Origin of the sequence: Amycolatopsis sp. NPDC059027, assembly GCF_042739735.1 — a bacterium.
Lineage (GTDB): Bacteria > Actinomycetota > Actinomycetes > Mycobacteriales > Pseudonocardiaceae > Amycolatopsis.
Genome location: NZ_JBHYIK010000028.1, coordinates 73272 through 89468 on the forward strand (window position 1 = coordinate 73272; position 16197 = coordinate 89468).

At 70.7% G+C, this 16197-nt stretch carries 15 protein-coding genes; 10 read left to right on the top strand and 5 right to left on the bottom strand.

Translation table 11 applies throughout. The features are described from left to right. Positions 1–29 precede the first annotated feature (29 nt). The 3 genes from ACFWY9_RS20700 (at position 30) to ACFWY9_RS20710 (ending at position 1820) form a co-directional block, all read left to right on the top strand. Positions 30–881: a formate/nitrite transporter family protein gene (locus tag ACFWY9_RS20700; RefSeq protein WP_378325833.1), complete on the top strand. Its 852-nt coding sequence runs from the start codon at positions 30–32 to the stop codon at positions 879–881. A 120-nt stretch (positions 882–1001) separates the two neighbouring features. Further along, positions 1002–1265 (top strand): GlsB/YeaQ/YmgE family stress response membrane protein, encoded by a 264-nt coding sequence (locus ACFWY9_RS20705; protein ID WP_378325831.1) that lies wholly within the window; start codon positions 1002–1004, stop codon positions 1263–1265. Between the two features lie 57 nt (positions 1266–1322). Then, entirely contained in the window at positions 1323–1820 is a 498-nt protein-coding gene (locus tag ACFWY9_RS20710; RefSeq protein WP_378325830.1) for a GNAT family N-acetyltransferase, read from the top strand. Positions 1821–1867: 47 nt separating this feature from the next. Here the strand turns inward: ACFWY9_RS20710 and ACFWY9_RS20715 are convergent, their stop codons facing one another. After that, on the bottom strand, positions 1868–3277 hold the full coding sequence (locus tag ACFWY9_RS20715) for a pentapeptide repeat-containing protein (protein ID WP_378339592.1): 1410 nt from the start codon (positions 3275–3277) through the stop codon (positions 1868–1870). Positions 3278–4052: 775 nt separating this feature from the next. On the opposite strand from ACFWY9_RS20715, the gene ACFWY9_RS20720 reads away from it, so the two are divergent. The 6 genes from ACFWY9_RS20720 to ACFWY9_RS20745 are packed head-to-tail and all read left to right on the top strand — an operon-like array spanning position 4053 to position 10734. Beyond that, a complete protein-coding gene (locus ACFWY9_RS20720) occupies positions 4053–4838 on the top strand; it encodes a thioesterase II family protein (protein WP_378325828.1) in 786 nt (261 codons plus the stop codon). After that, a complete protein-coding gene (locus tag ACFWY9_RS20725; protein ID WP_378339594.1) occupies positions 4831–6588 on the top strand; it encodes an amino acid adenylation domain-containing protein in 1758 nt (585 codons plus the stop codon). The genes ACFWY9_RS20720 and ACFWY9_RS20725 overlap by 8 nt, the downstream gene beginning before the upstream one ends. After that, the gene (locus ACFWY9_RS20730) at positions 6585–7952 is read left to right on the top strand and encodes a tryptophan 7-halogenase (protein WP_378339595.1); all 1368 of its coding nucleotides are present in this window, start codon (positions 6585–6587) and stop codon (positions 7950–7952) included. The genes ACFWY9_RS20725 and ACFWY9_RS20730 overlap by 4 nt, the downstream gene beginning before the upstream one ends. Next, entirely contained in the window at positions 7945–9108 is a 1164-nt protein-coding gene (locus ACFWY9_RS20735) for a cation:proton antiporter (RefSeq protein ID WP_378339597.1), read from the top strand. The genes ACFWY9_RS20730 and ACFWY9_RS20735 overlap by 8 nt, the downstream gene beginning before the upstream one ends. A 1-nt stretch (position 9109) precedes the next feature. Further along, a complete protein-coding gene (locus ACFWY9_RS20740; protein ID WP_378325823.1) occupies positions 9110–10510 on the top strand; it encodes a tryptophanase in 1401 nt (466 codons plus the stop codon). A 47-nt stretch (positions 10511–10557) separates the two neighbouring features. Further along, positions 10558–10734 (top strand): hypothetical protein, encoded by a 177-nt coding sequence (locus ACFWY9_RS20745; protein WP_378339599.1) that lies wholly within the window; start codon positions 10558–10560, stop codon positions 10732–10734. Positions 10735–10782: 48 nt separating this feature from the next. Here ACFWY9_RS20745 and ACFWY9_RS20750 read toward each other — a convergent pair whose 3' ends face one another. Continuing rightward, complete coding sequence (locus ACFWY9_RS20750) at positions 10783–10950, bottom strand: hypothetical protein (protein WP_378325821.1); 168 nt, start codon at positions 10948–10950, stop codon at positions 10783–10785. 400 nt (positions 10951–11350) lie between these two features. On the opposite strand from ACFWY9_RS20750, the gene ACFWY9_RS20755 reads away from it, so the two are divergent. Further along, positions 11351–13054 (top strand): helix-turn-helix domain-containing protein, encoded by a 1704-nt coding sequence (locus ACFWY9_RS20755; RefSeq protein WP_378339600.1) that lies wholly within the window; start codon positions 11351–11353, stop codon positions 13052–13054. Here ACFWY9_RS20755 and ACFWY9_RS20760 read toward each other — a convergent pair. The 3 genes from ACFWY9_RS20760 to ACFWY9_RS20770 all read right to left on the bottom strand — a co-directional run bounded on the left by ACFWY9_RS20760 (position 13020) and on the right by ACFWY9_RS20770 (position 16114). Beyond that, positions 13020–14360 carry an MFS transporter gene (locus tag ACFWY9_RS20760; RefSeq protein WP_378339602.1) on the bottom strand — a complete coding sequence of 447 codons (1341 nt, stop codon included), beginning with the start codon at positions 14358–14360 and terminating at the stop codon, positions 13020–13022. The two genes, ACFWY9_RS20755 and ACFWY9_RS20760, sit on opposite strands and share 35 nt — an antisense overlap. Before the next feature lie 49 nt (positions 14361–14409). After that, complete coding sequence (locus ACFWY9_RS20765; RefSeq protein ID WP_378325817.1) at positions 14410–15159, bottom strand: 3-hydroxybutyrate dehydrogenase; 750 nt, start codon at positions 15157–15159, stop codon at positions 14410–14412. A gap of 100 nt (positions 15160–15259) precedes the next feature. Next, positions 15260–16114: a LysR family transcriptional regulator gene (locus ACFWY9_RS20770; RefSeq protein WP_378339604.1), complete on the bottom strand. Its 855-nt coding sequence runs from the start codon at positions 16112–16114 to the stop codon at positions 15260–15262. Between the last annotated feature and the right edge of the window lie 83 nt (positions 16115–16197).

Here is a 16197-nt window from a genome sequence, read left to right on the forward strand (position 1 = left end):
CGTAGCCGACGAGTTCCGGAGGACCAGCCGTGCCCTTGCCACTTCCCGACGCCCTGGCCGAGCAGGCCAGGACCGCCGAATCCAAGTTCCTCGAGTTCCGGCGTCCCGGCCGCTATCTGCTGAGTTCGGCGCTGGCCGGTGCCTACATCGGGATCGCGGTGGTCCTGCTGCTCGCGGTCACCGGCCCGCTCAACGCGGCCGGGTCACCGTGGACCAAGCTGGTGCAGGGCCTGGTGTTCGGGATCGCGCTGACCGCGGTGCTGTTCGCAGGCGCGGAACTGTCCACCGGCAACATGATGACGATGGTGCAGGGCGCGATCGCCCGGCGCGGCGGTGTCGGCGCCGCGATCGCCGTCATCCTCGGTTCCTTCGTGGGCAACCTCGCCGGTTCGGTGGTGTTCGCGTGGCTGGTGCACGAAAGCGGGGTGCTCCAGGCGGGCGGCACCCCGGGGCACACCGCTCCGGCCGCCGCGCTGCTGGCCGCGACGCTGAAGACCAAGATCGCCGAGACGAGCGGGATGCTCTTCTTCCGCGGTGTCCTGTGCAACTTCCTGGTCTGCCTGGCGGTGTGGATGGCGGCCAGGACCAGGTCCGACGGCGCCAAGCTGGCCTTGGTCTTCTGGTGCCTGCTCGCCTTCATCGGCTCCGGCTTCGAGCACGTGGTGGCGAACATGACCCTCTTCTCGCTCGGCCTGTTCGGCGACGTCCCCGGCGTCACCTTCGGCGCCTTCGAACACAATCTGCTCTGGGTCGGGCTCGGCAACCTCGTCGGCGGAGGACTGCTCGTCGGTGCCGCCTATGGCTTTCTCGGCCGGACCCCCGCCAAGGCCCCCGTGCTCCGCGAATCGAGTGAGCACCGGGAACCCGAGCCCGTCGCGTGATCGCACTCGTCCGCGGTACGGCGACGGCTGCTTGCCCCTAGGCTGTCGGAGGCGCGCGGTAGCGCCGAATTGTTTCGCCGAAACCACTGACACGCCGTGGCGTGGACGAGAGGACAGCCCATGGGCATCATCAGCTGGATCGTGCTGGGTCTTGTCGCGGGGATCATCGCGAAGGCCCTCATGCCGGGCAAGGACCCCGGCGGCTGCATCATCACGATCCTGCTCGGCGTCGCCGGCGCCTTCGTGGGCGGCTGGGTCGGCAAGACGCTGTTCCACGTCCAGCTGGGGACCTTCTTCGACCTGCGGACCTGGGGCCTGGCCATCCTGGGCGCGCTGATCATCCTCGTCGGCTACCGGCTGATCACCGGAGGACGCCGCGACTGACGTCGTCCGCCGAAAGCCGGTTGCCCCGGGCGACCGGCCGGCATTAGACACGGGGCCGTGCGTCTCGACGAACTCTCCGCCGTCCCGGGTGCCGACATCGCTCCGCTCCTGCCCGGCGAATGCCCCGAACTGCTGGTCCTGCAACGCTGTTGCTGGGTGCAGGAAGCCATCGCGAACGACACCCTCGCCATCCCGGCACTGCACGAAACCCTCGACGACGTCCGCGATTGGACCAGGACGTGGTCGACGTGGCGTGTGCGGCAAGGCCCTCGGATGATCGCCGCGGCACGCGCCCGGCTCGACGGCCGGACGTGGGAACTCGGCAGGCTCATGGTGGCGCCCGATCTGGCCGGGCGCGGCCTCGGCCGCTGGCTGTTGTCCTACGTCGAGAACCAGGCGCCCGCCGACGCGCGGCGGTTCACGCTCTTCACCGGACACCGCAGCATCCGCAACCTCGAGCTCTACCAGCGCGCCGGTTACCGGCCGGCCGACATGGACCACCCCGCGCCCGGCCACATCGCGGGCGCGGTGTTCCTCACCAAGCCTCGCGGGTGACCGGCCGACGGCCCATTTGTCCACTGTGGACTGAAGCGGCCGGCCTCTCATCGGCTGCTTCCGGGGCGACCATCCGGGCCGGTACCGCGCACGCCCCCGGTTTCCGGTGGCGCGAGTGCCTTCGCCGGTTCCGGCACACCTCGCCGGAACTTCGTGTCGGTGAAGTCAGCGGCCCCACCGAATGTCGCGTCGGCGAATCGCACGTTCCCGGCGAAGCTCGCCCTGCCGAACCGGGCGTCTCCAGCGAAGCCAGCCGTGTCGAACAGGGCGTCTCCGGCGAACGTCGCTCCGCCGAAACCCGCGTCACCGGCGAAGGTGGCCCCATCGAACACCGTATATCCGGCAAAGGTGGCGTTGTCGAATACGGCGTGCCCAGCGAAGCTCGTGGTGCCGAACCCCGTGTACGCGACGAATCGCGTTCTGACGAATCCGGCGTATCCGGCGAAGGAAGCCCCGTCGAACGCGGCATGCCCGGCGAAAGTGGCTCTACCGAAGCGGACGTCTCCGGCGAACGAAGCACCGTCGAACGCGGTGTTCCCGGAGAACCTCGCCCCGCCGAACCGTGCGTCCCCGGCGAAAGACGCTCCGGCGACGCCCGCGTATCCGGCGAAAGTCGCTCCCCCGAACCCGGTGTTCACGGGAAAGACGGCGGCGTCGAACCGCGCGTCCCCGGTGAAGGTCACCCCGTCGAAGCCTGCGCCTCCGACGAACTCGGCGCCGGTGAAAATTGCCGTTCCGAGCCGGCTGCCGGCGAGGTCGAAGTCGATGAGAGTGGCGCCGGTGAGATTGAGGTCGACATCCGCCCAGAAGGCGCTCAGCGGATGACCGTGATCGTCGGTGGGCCGGAGGTGCGCGGTCAGGATGCGTTGCGCGGTCAGCCGGACCTCGCGTTCCTGCTGGACGTCGTCCCGCAGGACGGATCGTGGCGGCGCGGCCTGGCGTGGTGACGACGGGGCGAGGGGACGGCGGATCCCGCGCCGCGGTCGCGAGCACTCCCCGCCGGGAAGCGCGTAGGGTGCACGCAGGTAGGCGCAGAGCACGTTGACGACGGTTTGCCGGTGCGCGGGGTTGTCCTTGGCGACACGTTCGAGGGCGTGGAGCCCACCGTGCCGGACCGCGGCCTCGCCGGAGCCAAGCTGTTCCACCGCCTTCACGTACAACTCCGTCAGACGCCGTTCACGCGCGTCGTGCTCCGTGGACCACTGACGCCGCCCGTTCAGTACCAACGCGACCACACCGGCGGCTCCCGCACCGACGGTGAGCCCGGTCCTGATCAGCTCGATCCGGTTACGCGCCTGCTCACCAGGCTGGCCGTCGTCGCCGACGAAAGCCAGCAGCGCCGTCACGGCCGCGGCGGCCACCGCCGCGACGGGGAGGACGATCACGACTATCGACCACCACCACGTCCCTTCACGACCGTGCCACCATCGCGCCACCCTGCCGTTCATCCGGTTCATGTCCGCAAGTCGCCGGAACGACGTCCGGTGCTACGCGGAGTTCGGACGGCTGCGAGGTCCGTGAAGGCCTCCTTACCGGCGCTCAGGGAAGGCAAGAAGTCCTTCACGGGCCGGACACCCTCGGCCCCCGGGCCGTCACCGGCCGACGGCCCGGAGGCGCTGAATGGAAATACGCAAAGGCGAATTGCACACCAGGCGTGTCCGGACAAACACATCTCCGACAATTCACGAAATTCCTTCGCGTCTCCCGCGAGACAAGCCATTCACATTTACTCCCGCACGAAAAGTCCACTGTGGACAATAAGATCCCCCGCGCGGGGGACGCGTTTCACGATGCCGAATTCTGCGATCAAAACGTTACCCCGGATGGCCCAAGGAGGTCGTATCTTTCGGACTAGTGCTTGCGTTGGGCAGTACGAAGAGGAGGACGAGGGCCCGCACTCGTCCGGCGGCCGGTGTGACCGTCGCGCGGTGAAGGAGCGGGAGGGGCAGGCCAGTCGAGGAGGTCGGTCCCGTAGGCGCAGGTCGCCGGTTCCGCCGGTCGCTCGTGAACGACCGCGGACCTCGGTGACGACGCGACACAAGCGCAGAGCGCTCACATAATTCGGGAAAGAGTCAGCGGTTCCGCACGGCCGACTCACCGTGGACAAGAACCACTGGTGATCCCATTTCGTGGTTACGGCAGGCGGCTGCGCGGTCAATTCCGCACACGGTCGTGGTCTCCCCCTTCCGGGTTACGACGCGCCCGCCGACGGCGTTTCGGAGGATTCGCATGATGACGTCCGCGATCTCGGGTTTGTCTCCTGGAGACCCCGAGCCGGCCCGTGGCCACCGATACCTGTGCTTCCCGCCCGCCGGGGGCACGCTCGGCACGATGCGGGGCATCGGGCACGCGACGTCCGGCGCCTGGGGTGTGGAGTACCCGGGGCGGGGCGACCGGCTTCTCGACCCGCTGCCCGGCACATTGGAAGAGCTGGCGGAGCAAATCGCGCGGGAGATCCTCGGCGAGTTCGGCCCGCGCTCGGTGCCGCGGACGGTGCTGGCCGGGTTCAGCATGGGCGCCTTCGTCGCGTTCGAGGCGGCTCAGCGCATCCAGGCATGGCACGGCGTGGCGCCCGCCGCGGTCGTCGTCGTGGGGGCGTGCGCACCGCAGCGGCGGGTGCCCGGCGGCTTCGCGCGGACCGACGCGGTCGCGCTCGGACGGCTGCTCGACCGCAACGGCCTGACGCCGGTGATCGGCTATCGAGAGCATCCCGAAGCCTGGGAGTACGCCCTGGACCTGCTTCGCGGCGACCTGCGGCTGATGGGTGCGTATCACGGGCCCGCCGAGGTCGCGCTGCCGTGCCCGGTCGCCGCGCTGTGCGGCAGCGACGATCACGCGTTCGGCACCGTCGACGACGCGACCGGCGCCTGGCGGCGGTGGACGACAGGGCGGTTCTTCTCCGCCGTCGTGCCGGGCGGTCACCTCGGCCTGCTCGACGCCGGGCGGGAAGCGGAGTTCTGGCGCTGGATGCACCGGATCGAACAGGCCGTCACCGAGCAGGAGAACAGCGATGCCTGAACCTCGATTGTCCATTATGGATGGTGTGACGCGGCGGCTGCCCCGGACGAGCTGGGCCGCGCTGGTCGAACACCGCGCCGCGCTGTCCCCGCGCCGGATCGCACTGGTCGCCGACGGTGCCGCGTGGACGTTCGCCGAACTCGACCGCTGGAGCGCCCGCCTCGCCCGGCTGCTGCGGGAGTCCGGTGCCCTGCCGGGATCGGTGGTCGCCTGCGCGCTGTCACGGTCCGCCCCTGCCGTGCTGGCCCCGCTCGCGGTCGCGAAGGCGGGGGCCGTGTATCTCCCGGTCGATCCCACCTGGCCAGGGGAACGGGTGGCCACCATTCTCGCCGAGGCCCGTCCTTCGGTGTTCCTGACCGACGTCCAGCGGCTGGGGCACCGAGCCGACATCGTGCTACCGCCGGACGGCTGGCAGGCTCGAATCTCCCACTACGACGAGAGCCGGATCTCCGGTGCTTCGCCCGACGGCCCCGCGTACATCCTCTACACGTCCGGCTCGACGGGTGTCCCCAAAGGCGTTGTCGTGGGACATCGGAGCCTGGTCAACCTCTACGGGGAACTCGCGGCCCGGTTCTTCCCGCCCGGCGGCAAAGCGCAACGAGTCGCGCACGGTCTGCCGCTGGCGTTCGACGCCTCGTGGGATCCCTTGCTGTGGCTGGCGGGCGGGCACGAGCTGCACCTGGTGCCCGACGAGGTCCGCGCCGATCCCGAGCGGTACGTCCGGTTCATCCGCGACCATCGGCTGTCGGTCGTCGAAGCGGTCCCGCCGCACATGGCCGCGATGCTGGACACGGGACTGCTCACCGGCGACGAACGTCCGGAGCTGCTGCTGATGGGCGGCGACGCGATCGGCCGGGAGCTGTGGTCACGGCTGCGCGCGGCACCGGGGCTCACCGCGGTCAACCTCTACGGGCCCACGGAGTGCACCGTGTTCACCACGACCTGCCCGCTGGCCGGCCGGGACACGCCCGCGATCGGCCGTCCCATCGGCAACACCGGCGTCCGCGTCGTCGACGCGGCACTGCGGCCGGTACCGGTGGGCGCGGCCGGTGAACTGGTGGTCACCGGAGCCTGTCTCGCGCTGGAGTACTTCGGCCGTCCCGAGCTGACCACCGATCGGTTCGGCACCGCGCCGCATCGGGCGTACCGGACCGGCGACCTGTGCCGGTGTCTGCCGGACGGACGGCTGGAGTGGCTCGGACGGCTGGACGACCAGGTCAAGATCCGCGGGTATCGCGTCGAACCGGGCGAAGTCGAACACGCCACGTTGGCGTTGCCAGGAGTACGCCAGGCCGTGGTCCGTGCCGAGGGTGAGGGGCCGACGCAGCGGCTGGTCGCCTACGTGGTGCTCGACCGCGGCACCGGTGAGGACGTGCGGACGCGGCTTCGCCAGGTACTGCCGGATCATCTGGTGCCTTCGGCCGTCGTCGCACTCGACGCGCTCCCGCTCGGGCCCCACGGCAAGATCGATCGTTCCGCGTTGACGTCGCTCGCCAGAACGCCGCGTCCCACGCTGACCGCCACCGAGGAACTGGTCGCGGCGCCGTTCCGAGACGTCCTGGGAATCCTCGACGTGCACGCGCACAGCGACTTCTTCGCGCTCGGCGGGCACAGCCTGTCCGCCGCCGCGCTCGCGGGACGGCTGCGGGCTCAGGGAGTGCCGTGCTCCCTGCGCGACGTCCTGCGCCGCCGCACGGTGGCCCGGCTCGCCGAACTCGTGCCCACCGGGGCGGAAGGAGCGGAGCTGTGACGAACGACTTCGACGTGATCGTCGTGGGCGGCGGTCCGGGCGGTTCGACGGCGGCGGGCCTCACCGCGGCGGAGGGCCACCGGGTGCTGCTGCTCGACAAGGAAACGTTTCCCCGGTACCAGATCGGTGAATCACTGCTGCCCGCGACCGTGCACGGGATCTGCGCGCTGCTCGGGGTCCGCGAGCGCGTCGAGCGGGCCGGGTTCGTCCGCAAGTTCGGCGGCCTGTTCCGGTGGGGCACGAACCCCGAGCCGTGGCTGTTCGCCTTCGCGGCGTCGCCCCGGATGGCGGGCCCGACCTGCTACGCCTACCAGGTCGAGCGCGCCCGGTTCGACACCATCCTGCTCGACAACGCCCGCAGGCTCGGCGCCGACGTCCGCCAGGGCCGTCGGGTGACCGGCACGGTGCGGGACGGGGACCGCGTCAGCGGCGTCCGCTACGTCGACGACACGGGACACCAACGGCTGGCCACCGCGCGGTTCGTGGTCGACGCCTCCGGGAACGGCAGCCGCCTGCACAACGACGTCGGCGGCAGGCGGGAGTATTCGCCGTACTTCCGCAATCTCGCGCTGTTCGGCTACTTCACCGGCGGCCGGCGGCTGCCCGAACCCCACTCGGGCAACATCCTGTGCGCGGCGTTCGGCGACGGCTGGTTCTGGTACATCCCGCTGTCCGCGACCTTGACCAGCGTCGGCGCCGTGATCAAGTCCGAAGCCGCGGCCAGGGTGCGGGGTGACGTCGAGAGCGCTTTCCCCGCGCTGATCGGCGATTGCCCGCTGATCGCGGACCTGCTCCGCGACGCGAGCCGCGCCACCGACCCGCCGTACGACCGCCTGCGGGTGCGCAAGGACTACTCCTACGACCGGACCGCCCTGTGGTGTCCGGGAATGGTCCTGGTCGGCGACGCCGCCTGCTTCATCGACCCGGTGTTCTCCTCCGGCGTGCACCTGGCCACCTACAGCGCCTTGCTGGCCGCGCGATCGATCAACAGCGTGCTGGCGGGCGAGGTGGCCGAGAACCGCTGCTTCGCCGAGTTCGAAGCCCGCTACCGGCGGGAGTTCGCGGTGTTCCGCGAGTTCCTGATCGCCTTCTACCGGACGCGGACCGACGAAGGAACGTATTTCCGCCAAGCCCGCCGGGTCACCGGGCACCATGGCACGGATCGGGAAGCCTTCGCCGACCTCGTCGGCGGGATGTCCTCCGGCGATTTCGCGGGCGATCTCCTCGACAGCGTGCTCGCGGAGGGGGCACAGCTGCAACTGCGCGGGATGCTGGGCGACGCCGCGGGTGACGAGCCGCCGATGTTCCCCGGCGGGCTGGTGCCGTCGCGAGACGGCCGCCGCTGGCAGGTGCCCGATGTCTGACAGCACGATCCTGCTCGCCGCGTTCGCCGTCCTGCTGGGACTGGCCCGCGTCGCCGGTGCGGCGGCGGGCAGGCTGGGCCAGCCCGTGGTCGTCGGGGAGATCGCCTGCGGGCTGGTGCTCGGCTTCGCCTTGCCCGCCAAGGGACTTCCGGCCGCGGTGACCACGACCCTCGACGCGGTCGCCCAGCTGGGCCTGACGTTGTTCCTGTTCGGTGTCGGCGCCCGGCTCGCCCCGCACCTGACCCGGCGGCGCGTCACCGCCGTCGTCGTCCCGGCCGCCGGTGCCGCCGTGGTCCCGTTCGCGTTCGGGGCGGGGATCGCCCTGTGGCTGGCGCCGCGCCACGCACCCGCGGGCACGACCGCGTTCGTGCTGTTCACCGCGGCGGCCATGGCGGTGACGGCTTTTCCCGTGCTCGCAAGGATTCTCGGCGAACGAGGCCTGCTCGACGACGCCAGGGGCCAGTGCGCGCTCACCGCGGCGGCGATCACCGACGTGGGCGCCTGGACCGTGCTCGCGGTCGTCGTCGCGTCGCTGCACGACGGATCCCGGGCCTGGTCGCCGATGCTCGCGGCGCCGATCCTGATCGTCCTTTTCGGACTCACCGGGCGGTGGTTCGGTCGCTGGGCCGAGCGCTTGTCCCGCCAGGCGACGATCGCGCTCCTGGTGGCACTCGCGTGCGCCGGAGCGGCCGCCACGGACGCGATCGGGCTGCACCCCGCGCTCGGCGCGTTCCTCGCCGGTGTCGCGGCGGGGCGTTCGATGCCCCGGCTCGATCCCGCCGGTCTGGTCGCGCCGGTCGGCTCACTGCTGGTACCCCTGTACTTCGTCCTCATTGGACAGAAGGTCGACCTCGGCGGCCTCGACCTCCGCGTTGCCGGGGAAACCCTCGCCGTCATCGTGGTCGCAGTGCTCGGCAAAGGCGGAGGCGCCTATCTGGGGGCCCGAGTCGCCGGGCAGACCCCGCGTTCGGCCGCGCTCTTCGCGACCCTGATGAACACCCGAGGGGTCACCGAACTCGTCTTCGTGAGCATCGGGCTGAGCCTCGGCGTCGTCGACAGCGTCTTCGCCACCGCGATGATCGTCATGGCGCTGGTGACCACCGGGATGACCGGCCCCCTCCTGAACCGCCTCCGCCCGACGATCGAGGTGCGCTGACATGATCGGATACCCGCCCGAACCGTGGCGCGTCAAAATGGTCGAACCCATCAGGGCGACCACCAGGGAGTACCGCGAGCAGGCGCTGCGTGACGCCGGGTGGAACCCGTGCCTGCTCCGGTCCGAGGACGTCTACGTCGACCTGTTCACCGATTCCGGCACCAACGCGATGTCGGACCGGCAGTGGTCGGCGCTCATGCGCGGCGACGAAGCCTATGCCGGGGCACGCAGCTTCTACGTGTTCGAGGAGGCCGTCCGCGCGCATTACGGCTACGAGCACGTCATCCCCGTGCATCAGGGGCGCGGCGGGGAGAACATCCTGTCCCGCTGTCTGATCCGCCCCGGCACGCACGTGCCAGGCAACATGTACTTCCCGAGCACCCGCGCGCATCAGGAGCTCAACGGCGCGACCTTCCACGACGTCATCATCGACGAGGCCCACGACCCGTCGTGCGAACATCCGTTCAAGGGCAACGTGGATCTCGGCAAGCTGCGCGCGGTCATCGCCGAGTTCGGCGCCGCGTCGATTCCGTACGTGTCGATCGCCGCGACCGTGAACATGGCCGGAGGTCAGCCGATCAGCGTCGCGAACCTCACCGAGGTCAGCGAACTGGCGCACGCCAACGGAATCCCGGTCTTCCTCGACACCGCCCGCGCGATCGAGAACGCCTGGTTCGTCCAGCAACGCGAACCCGGCTGGGCGAACGCGTCCGTCGCGGAGATCCTCCTCGCGCTGTGCGCGGCCACCGACGGTGCCGTGATGTCGGCCAAAAAGGACAGTCTCGCCAACATCGGTGGCTGGATCGGCCTGCGGGACAACGAACTGGCCGAGCAGGCACGCGGGCTCGTCCTGCTCTACGAAGGCCTGCACACCTACGGCGGCATGGCGGGCCGCGACATGGAAGCCATCGCGGCGGGCATCGCCGAATCCGTTGCGGAGGACCACATCCGGGCCCGCATCGCCCAGGTCGAGCACCTCGGCGGGCGGCTGCGCGACGCGGGTGTCCCGATCATCCTGCCGCTGGGCGGACACTGCGTGTGCGTCGACGCCACCGCCGCCCTGCCGCACCTTCCACGCACCGGCTTCACCGCGCAGACCCTCGCCGCGGCCGTGTACCTCCAGGCGGGCGTCCGCGGCGTCGAACGCGGCGCCGTCTCCGCCGGACGCGACCCCGTCACCGGCGAAAACCGTTTCCCGCCACTGGAATTCCTCCGCCTCGCCATCCCCCGGCGGGTCTACACCCGAAGCCACATCGATTACGTCGCGGACAACGTCATCGAAGTCCACCAGCAGCGCGAAAGCATCGTCCGCGGTCTCGCCTTCACCTACGAGCCACGCCACCTCAGGTTCTTCCAAGCCCGGTTCGCACCGGACGGCGGCGCGACCATCTTCGCCCGCTGACCCCGGCGTGGGGTTTGGTTCGGCTCACCGCCGGTTATCCCTCCGCCATGGACCACAGCAGGGCACCGGTTCTCGATGCGTTGTGCGAGTACCGTGACCAGGGCATCGCGCGAAAGCGGATCGGCCTGCCGTATCCCGCACCCGACGCGGGCGAGGACGACTTTCCGGACCTCGCCGTGCCCCTGCGGGGGCGGCCCGGCTGCTGGGCGTGCCCGCCGTGTTGACGGAAGCGGGGCCGCTCTTCACCGCGCCCGTCCTTTGAGGACAGACGCTCAGCGTTGCCTGCCTCGCCGCCGGGACCGGTGGATCGAGCTGGCCACGATCAGGACGGCGAACAGCGCCGCGCCGGCGAGCGAGAGCCAGCTCCACCCGGCGACCGCCATCCCGGTGACGGACAGCGCCACGCACAGCGCTACGAGCAGAATGAAGGCGATAGCCACGCTGGCCTCCGACACGATCCGTCCGGCACCGACAGCGGAGGTTACCCGTTGACAGCGAGGCGAATCCTCGGCGCGGTCAAGGCCGCGGTCGACCGGGCCGGGGCCGGCGGCTACCGCGAGGCCACCGGCGACCGGCCCGGCGAGGACCGACGGGACCGGTGCGCCCGGCTCCGGACCCGGCCGATGAACGGGCCGTGCCGCGGGATCTCCCTCCGAACTCCGTCCTCGTCCAGCCGGTGGGTGTGTCGCGAACCCGAGCTCCGTTCGGGACGCTCATCGTCGGCAACGGAGCGTTCGCGACGTCGGGCGCCGCCGCGGCCCGGCGCGCACGGGTCACGTGGAGATGACGATGTCCGGAAGCACCGCGAAGCACATCGCCCGATAGCACAGGCTGGGCACCATGGCCGAGGACATCTACCAGGAACTCGAACGACGCCGCCGCCGCGAGGCCGAGCTGGCCGCGTTGTTCCGGACCGCGGGCGACCTCGCCGCGCTGCGCGACCTCGACCAGGTGCTGCAGGCCATCGTGCACCGCGCCCGCGCCCTGCTGCAGGCGGACGTGTCCTACCTGGCCCTGCACGACCCCGAACGCGGCGACACCTACATGCGTATGACGTCGGGCTCGGTGTCCGCGGCGTTCCAGCGGCTGCGGCTGCCGATGGGCGCCGGTCTCGGTGGCCTGGTCGCGCAGACCGCGGCGCCGTACGCCACCCCGGATTACCCGTCCGATTCGCGGTTCCAGCACACCCGGGCCATCGACGACGCGGTTTCCGAGGAAGGCCTGATCGGCATCCTCGGCGTGCCGCTGCGGCTGGGCTCGGCGGTGATCGGCGTGCTCTTCGCGGCCGACCGCAGGCAGCGGCCGTTCCCCGCCGAGGAGGTCTCGCTGCTCGGCTCGCTGGCCGACCACGCCGCGATCGCCATCGACAATGCCCGCAGGCTGCAGGAAACCCGGGCCGCGCTGACCGAACTGGCCACCACGACCCAGCTGTTGCGAGAACGCACCACGTCCCTCGAACGCGCCGCCGACGCCCACGATCGGCTCACCGACCTCGTCCTGCGCGGCGGCAGCCTCTCCGACGTCGCCGGTGCCGTCACCGACGTGCTCGGCGGGAGTCTGCTGGTGCTCGACGCCGCCGGCCGCCGACTCTGCGGCGAGTTCGACGACGAGAACGCCATCACCGTTGCCCGCGCGCATTCCCGGGTCACCCGCAGCGAGGGCCGGTGGATCGCCCGCATCGCCGCGGGTGCCGAGCAGCTGGGCGCGCTGGTGCTGTCCCGGGAAACCGAGCTGGACGACGGGGAACAGCGGATCCTCGAGCGCGCCGCGCTGGCCACGGCGGTGCTGCTGCTGTTGCGCCGCTCGGCCGCGGAAGCCGAGCACCGGGTCCGCGGTGACCTGCTCGCCGACCTCATCCTCACCCCGCACCGCGACCCCGACCGGCTGACCGCCCGCGCCGACGCGCTGGGCATCGACCTCGCCCAGCCACACACCGTGGTCGTCGTGGACGCCGGTGAGCACGAGCCGCATCACCTCGGCCGCGTCCTCGTCCGCCTCGCCACCGCCAAGGCCGGGCTGGCCACCCGTCACCACGGCAGGCACATCCTGCTTCTGCCCGGCGACGATCCCGGCGCGGCGGCCCGCGCCGTCGCCACCGAACTCGGGGTCACCACCGGCGCCGCCGGCCCCGCCACGGGCCTGGCGGCGATACCCGGCGCGCACGACGAGGCGACCCGCTGTCTCGACGCCCTGCTCGCCTTCGACCGCGTCGGCGAGGGCGCGTGCCTGCGCGATCTGGGTTTTCTCGGGCTGGTCATCGGCAGGCACAGCGATCTCCCGGGCTTCGTGCACGACGTCGTGGGGCCCGTGCTCGACTACGACCGGCGCCGGGGAACCGAACTGGTGTCCACTGTGGAGGCTTATTTCGCGGCGGGACGCAGCCCGGCCCGTGCCTGCGGGACGCTCCACGTCCACGTCAACACCGTCACGCAACGGCTGGAGCGAGTCACCACGTTGCTCGGCGAAGACTGGCAGGAACCCGGGCGCTCCCTGGAAATCCAGCTCGCGCTCAAACTCCACCGCGCGACGACACCACGACGGTAGCTTCGCCGGAATCCTCGGTGTGCAGCGACGTTCCCCGCGTTTCCCGGGCCGCCAGCAGCGCCAGCACGGTCAGCGCGCACATCGCGGCGACGTAGAGCGAGACCGGGATCGTGCTGCCCCAGCGCTGGAAGAGCGCGACCGCGATCAGCGGGGCGACGGCGCCGGCGGCGATCGACGACAGCTGCCCGCCGACGGAAAGCCCGGTGTAGCGGACGCGCGTCGGGAACTGCTCGGCGAAGAACGCCGCCTGCGGCCCGTACATCGCGCCGTGCAGCACGAGCCCGATCGTGGTCGCCACCACGATCACCGCCGTCGATTTCGTGTCCAGTAGCGCGAAGAACGCGAAGCCCCACACCGCCATCGCGATCGCGCCGAACAGGTACACCGGTTTGCGGCCGGCACGGTCGGAAAGCAGGCCCCACAACGGAATAGTCACGAAGTGCACCACCGAGCCGAGCAGCACCGCGGTCAGCCCGGTCCCCTTCGGCAGATGCAGCCCGGTGGTGACGTAGACCAGGATGAACGCGGTGAGCACGTAGTAGGACACGTTCTCCGCCATCCGGGCGCCGATCGTGACCAGCACCTGACGCCCGTTGCGGCGGAAGACGTCGACCACCGGCACGTGCCTGCCGCCGCGTTCGGCGGCTTGCCGTTGCGCGGCAAGGAAAACCGGGGACTCGGCGACGGCCAGCCTGATCCACAGCCCGATCAGCAGCAGCACGCCCGAGAGCAGGAACGGGACCCGCCAGCCCCACGCCAGGAACGTCGCGTCCGACTGCGTCGCGGTCAGTATCGCCAGCACCGCGGTGGCCAGGAGGTTGCCACCGGGCGCCCCACACTGCGGCCAGGACGCCCAGAAGCCGCGCCGCTTCTCGTCGCCGTGCTCGGACACGATGAGCACCGCGCCGCCCCATTCACCGCCGAGCGCGAAACCCTGTACCAGCCGCAAAAAGGTGAGCAGCAGAGGTGCCGCGACACCCGCCGTGGCGAAGGTCGGGAGCACCCCCATCGCGCAGGTCGAACCGCCCATCAGCACCAGGCTGAGAACGAGGAGCTTCTTGCGGCCGAGCCGGTCGCCGAAGTGCCCGAAGACCAGTCCGCCGATCGGGCGCGCGAGAAATCCGACGGCATAGGTGAGAAACGCCAGCAGCGTGCCGGTCAACGGATCCGACGCCGGGAAGAACAGCTTGTTGAACACCAGCGCCGCGGCCGAGGTGTAGAGGAAGAAGTCGTACCACTCGATGGTGGTCCCGATCAGGCTCGCGCCGACGATCCTGGCGATCGGCGGCCGGTTCGCTGTGTGCACTGCGGACTCCACTTCGTCGGGGGCCAGAGGTGTTGGGGGGAAAGGATTTTCAGGCGGCGGTCCAGCCGCCGTCGAGCGGGAGGGAAGCGCCGGTGATGTGGTCCGCGTGCGGGCCGCACAGCCACACCACCAGTGCGGCGACGTCGGCGGGTTCGATCAGCCGCTTGATCGCCGCGCGCCGCATCAGCACCTGCCCGACGACGTCGTCACGCGGGATGCCGTGTTCGGCGGCCTGCGCGTCGATCTGGCCGTCTACCAGCGGGGTCCGCACATAGCCCGGACTGACGCAGTTGCTCGTCACCCCGTGCGCCGCACCCTCCAAAGCGGACACTTTCGACAGGCCTTCGAGCGCGTGTTTCGCCGCGACGTACGCGGCCTTGTACGGGCTGGCCCGCACTCCGTGCACGCTCGAGATGTTCACGATCCGGCCCCAGCCCGCCGTGTACATCGCCGGCAGGACGCGGCGGATCAGCAGGAACGGCGCGGTGACCATGAGGTCCTGGATCATCGTGAACCGCTCCGGCGGGAAGTCCGGCAGCGCGGCGACGTACTGGATCCCGGCGTTGTTCACCAGGATGTCGACGTCGGCCGGCAGCGCCTCGATCGCGACGGGATCGGTCAGGTCCGCGGCGTGCGCCCACCCGCCGCTCCCGGCGGCCGCCCGCTCGGCCCCGGCGGCGTCGATGTCGACCACGTGCACCTTCGCACCGGCGGCCGCCAGTGCCCGGACACAGGCCAGGCCGATGCCACCGGCGCCCCCGGTCACCAGAGCGGTCTTTCCACTCAACTCGCTGGTCATGGCGCAGAACGGTAAGCCAGGGCAGGGACCCCGGCCATGTCCGTGGAACCCACAACCCGCCCTCGGGACATGGCCGCGGAGCACATGTCCGCCGAAGCGTTTACCGGACGGAGGAAGCGAGTTCGCCGAAACGCCGCAGGAGTGCGTCGCTCTTGCGGCGAGTGGGCCACAGCAGCCGCACGGCCACCGGTGGGGCGCCGTTGAGCGGCACGTGGGCGACCCGCGCGTGAATGTGCGTCTCGGCCGCCGAGGTGGTCGTCGAGCCGACGCCGCGCCCGGCGGCGATGATGGCGAGCCACTCGTCGTAGCTGCCGCATTCGATCACCTGCGCGGGCTGCTGCGCCGGCGGCCACAGGCCGGCACTCGTCGCCCCGCTCACGGTGTTGACGACCAGCGGATACGCGGTCAGCTCCGACCACTCCAGCTCCGCACGGGCAGCCAGTGGCGATTCGACGGAAACCGCCGCGACGCGCTCCTCCTCGAACAACACCGTCTGCGTGATGCCCGGGACGTGCACCGGAGCACGCACCAAGGCGACATCGACGTCTCCGGAATGCAGGGCCGTCACGATGTCGTCCCGGCGCAGCAACGTCGCCGTCGCGCCCGTGGCGTTCTCGAACGCCGCCAGCAGGTCGCTGATCCACGGGTCGGGCAGCGCCCACTGGAAGCCGATCCGCAGGCTCGCCCGCCCACTGGCGGCGATCAGGGCCGCGTCGAGGTCGTGGAGCACGACACGCAGGCGTTCGAGCAGTTCGCTGCCGGTGTCGGTGAGTTCGACGCTGCGCGACGTGCGCTCCAGCAACCGGGCCCCCACCGCCGCTTCCAGCTGCTGGATGGTGCGGGTCAGGGCGGGCTGGGTGATCAGGAGGTCACCGCTGGCCGCCGTGAACGAGCGCCGCGTCGCGACCGCGACGAACGCCCGCAGGTGCCGTAGTTCCACCTCCACAAGAGCCACCCTACCGATCTATGCCGGGGACGCATAGATCGGCCTCACCAGGCATTTCTCTTCGCGCCTTCGGCTGCCTACCGTCGAAATCG

Coding starts and splice junctions, on each gene's coding strand:
- ACFWY9_RS20705 (WP_378325831.1), top strand. CDS start 1,002: ATGGGCATCATCAGCTGGATCGTGCTGGGTCTTGTCGCGGGGATCATC.
- ACFWY9_RS20715 (WP_378339592.1), bottom strand. CDS start 3,277: ATGAACCGGATGAACGGCAGGGTGGCGCGATGGTGGCACGGTCGTGAA.
- ACFWY9_RS20720 (WP_378325828.1), top strand. CDS start 4,053: ATGACGTCCGCGATCTCGGGTTTGTCTCCTGGAGACCCCGAGCCGGCC.
- ACFWY9_RS20725 (WP_378339594.1), top strand. CDS start 4,831: ATGCCTGAACCTCGATTGTCCATTATGGATGGTGTGACGCGGCGGCTG.
- ACFWY9_RS20735 (WP_378339597.1), top strand. CDS start 7,945: ATGTCTGACAGCACGATCCTGCTCGCCGCGTTCGCCGTCCTGCTGGGA.
- ACFWY9_RS20740 (WP_378325823.1), top strand. CDS start 9,110: ATGATCGGATACCCGCCCGAACCGTGGCGCGTCAAAATGGTCGAACCC.
- ACFWY9_RS20745 (WP_378339599.1), top strand. CDS start 10,558: ATGGACCACAGCAGGGCACCGGTTCTCGATGCGTTGTGCGAGTACCGT.
- ACFWY9_RS20755 (WP_378339600.1), top strand. CDS start 11,351: ATGGCCGAGGACATCTACCAGGAACTCGAACGACGCCGCCGCCGCGAG.
- ACFWY9_RS20765 (WP_378325817.1), bottom strand. CDS start 15,159: ATGACCAGCGAGTTGAGTGGAAAGACCGCTCTGGTGACCGGGGGCGCC.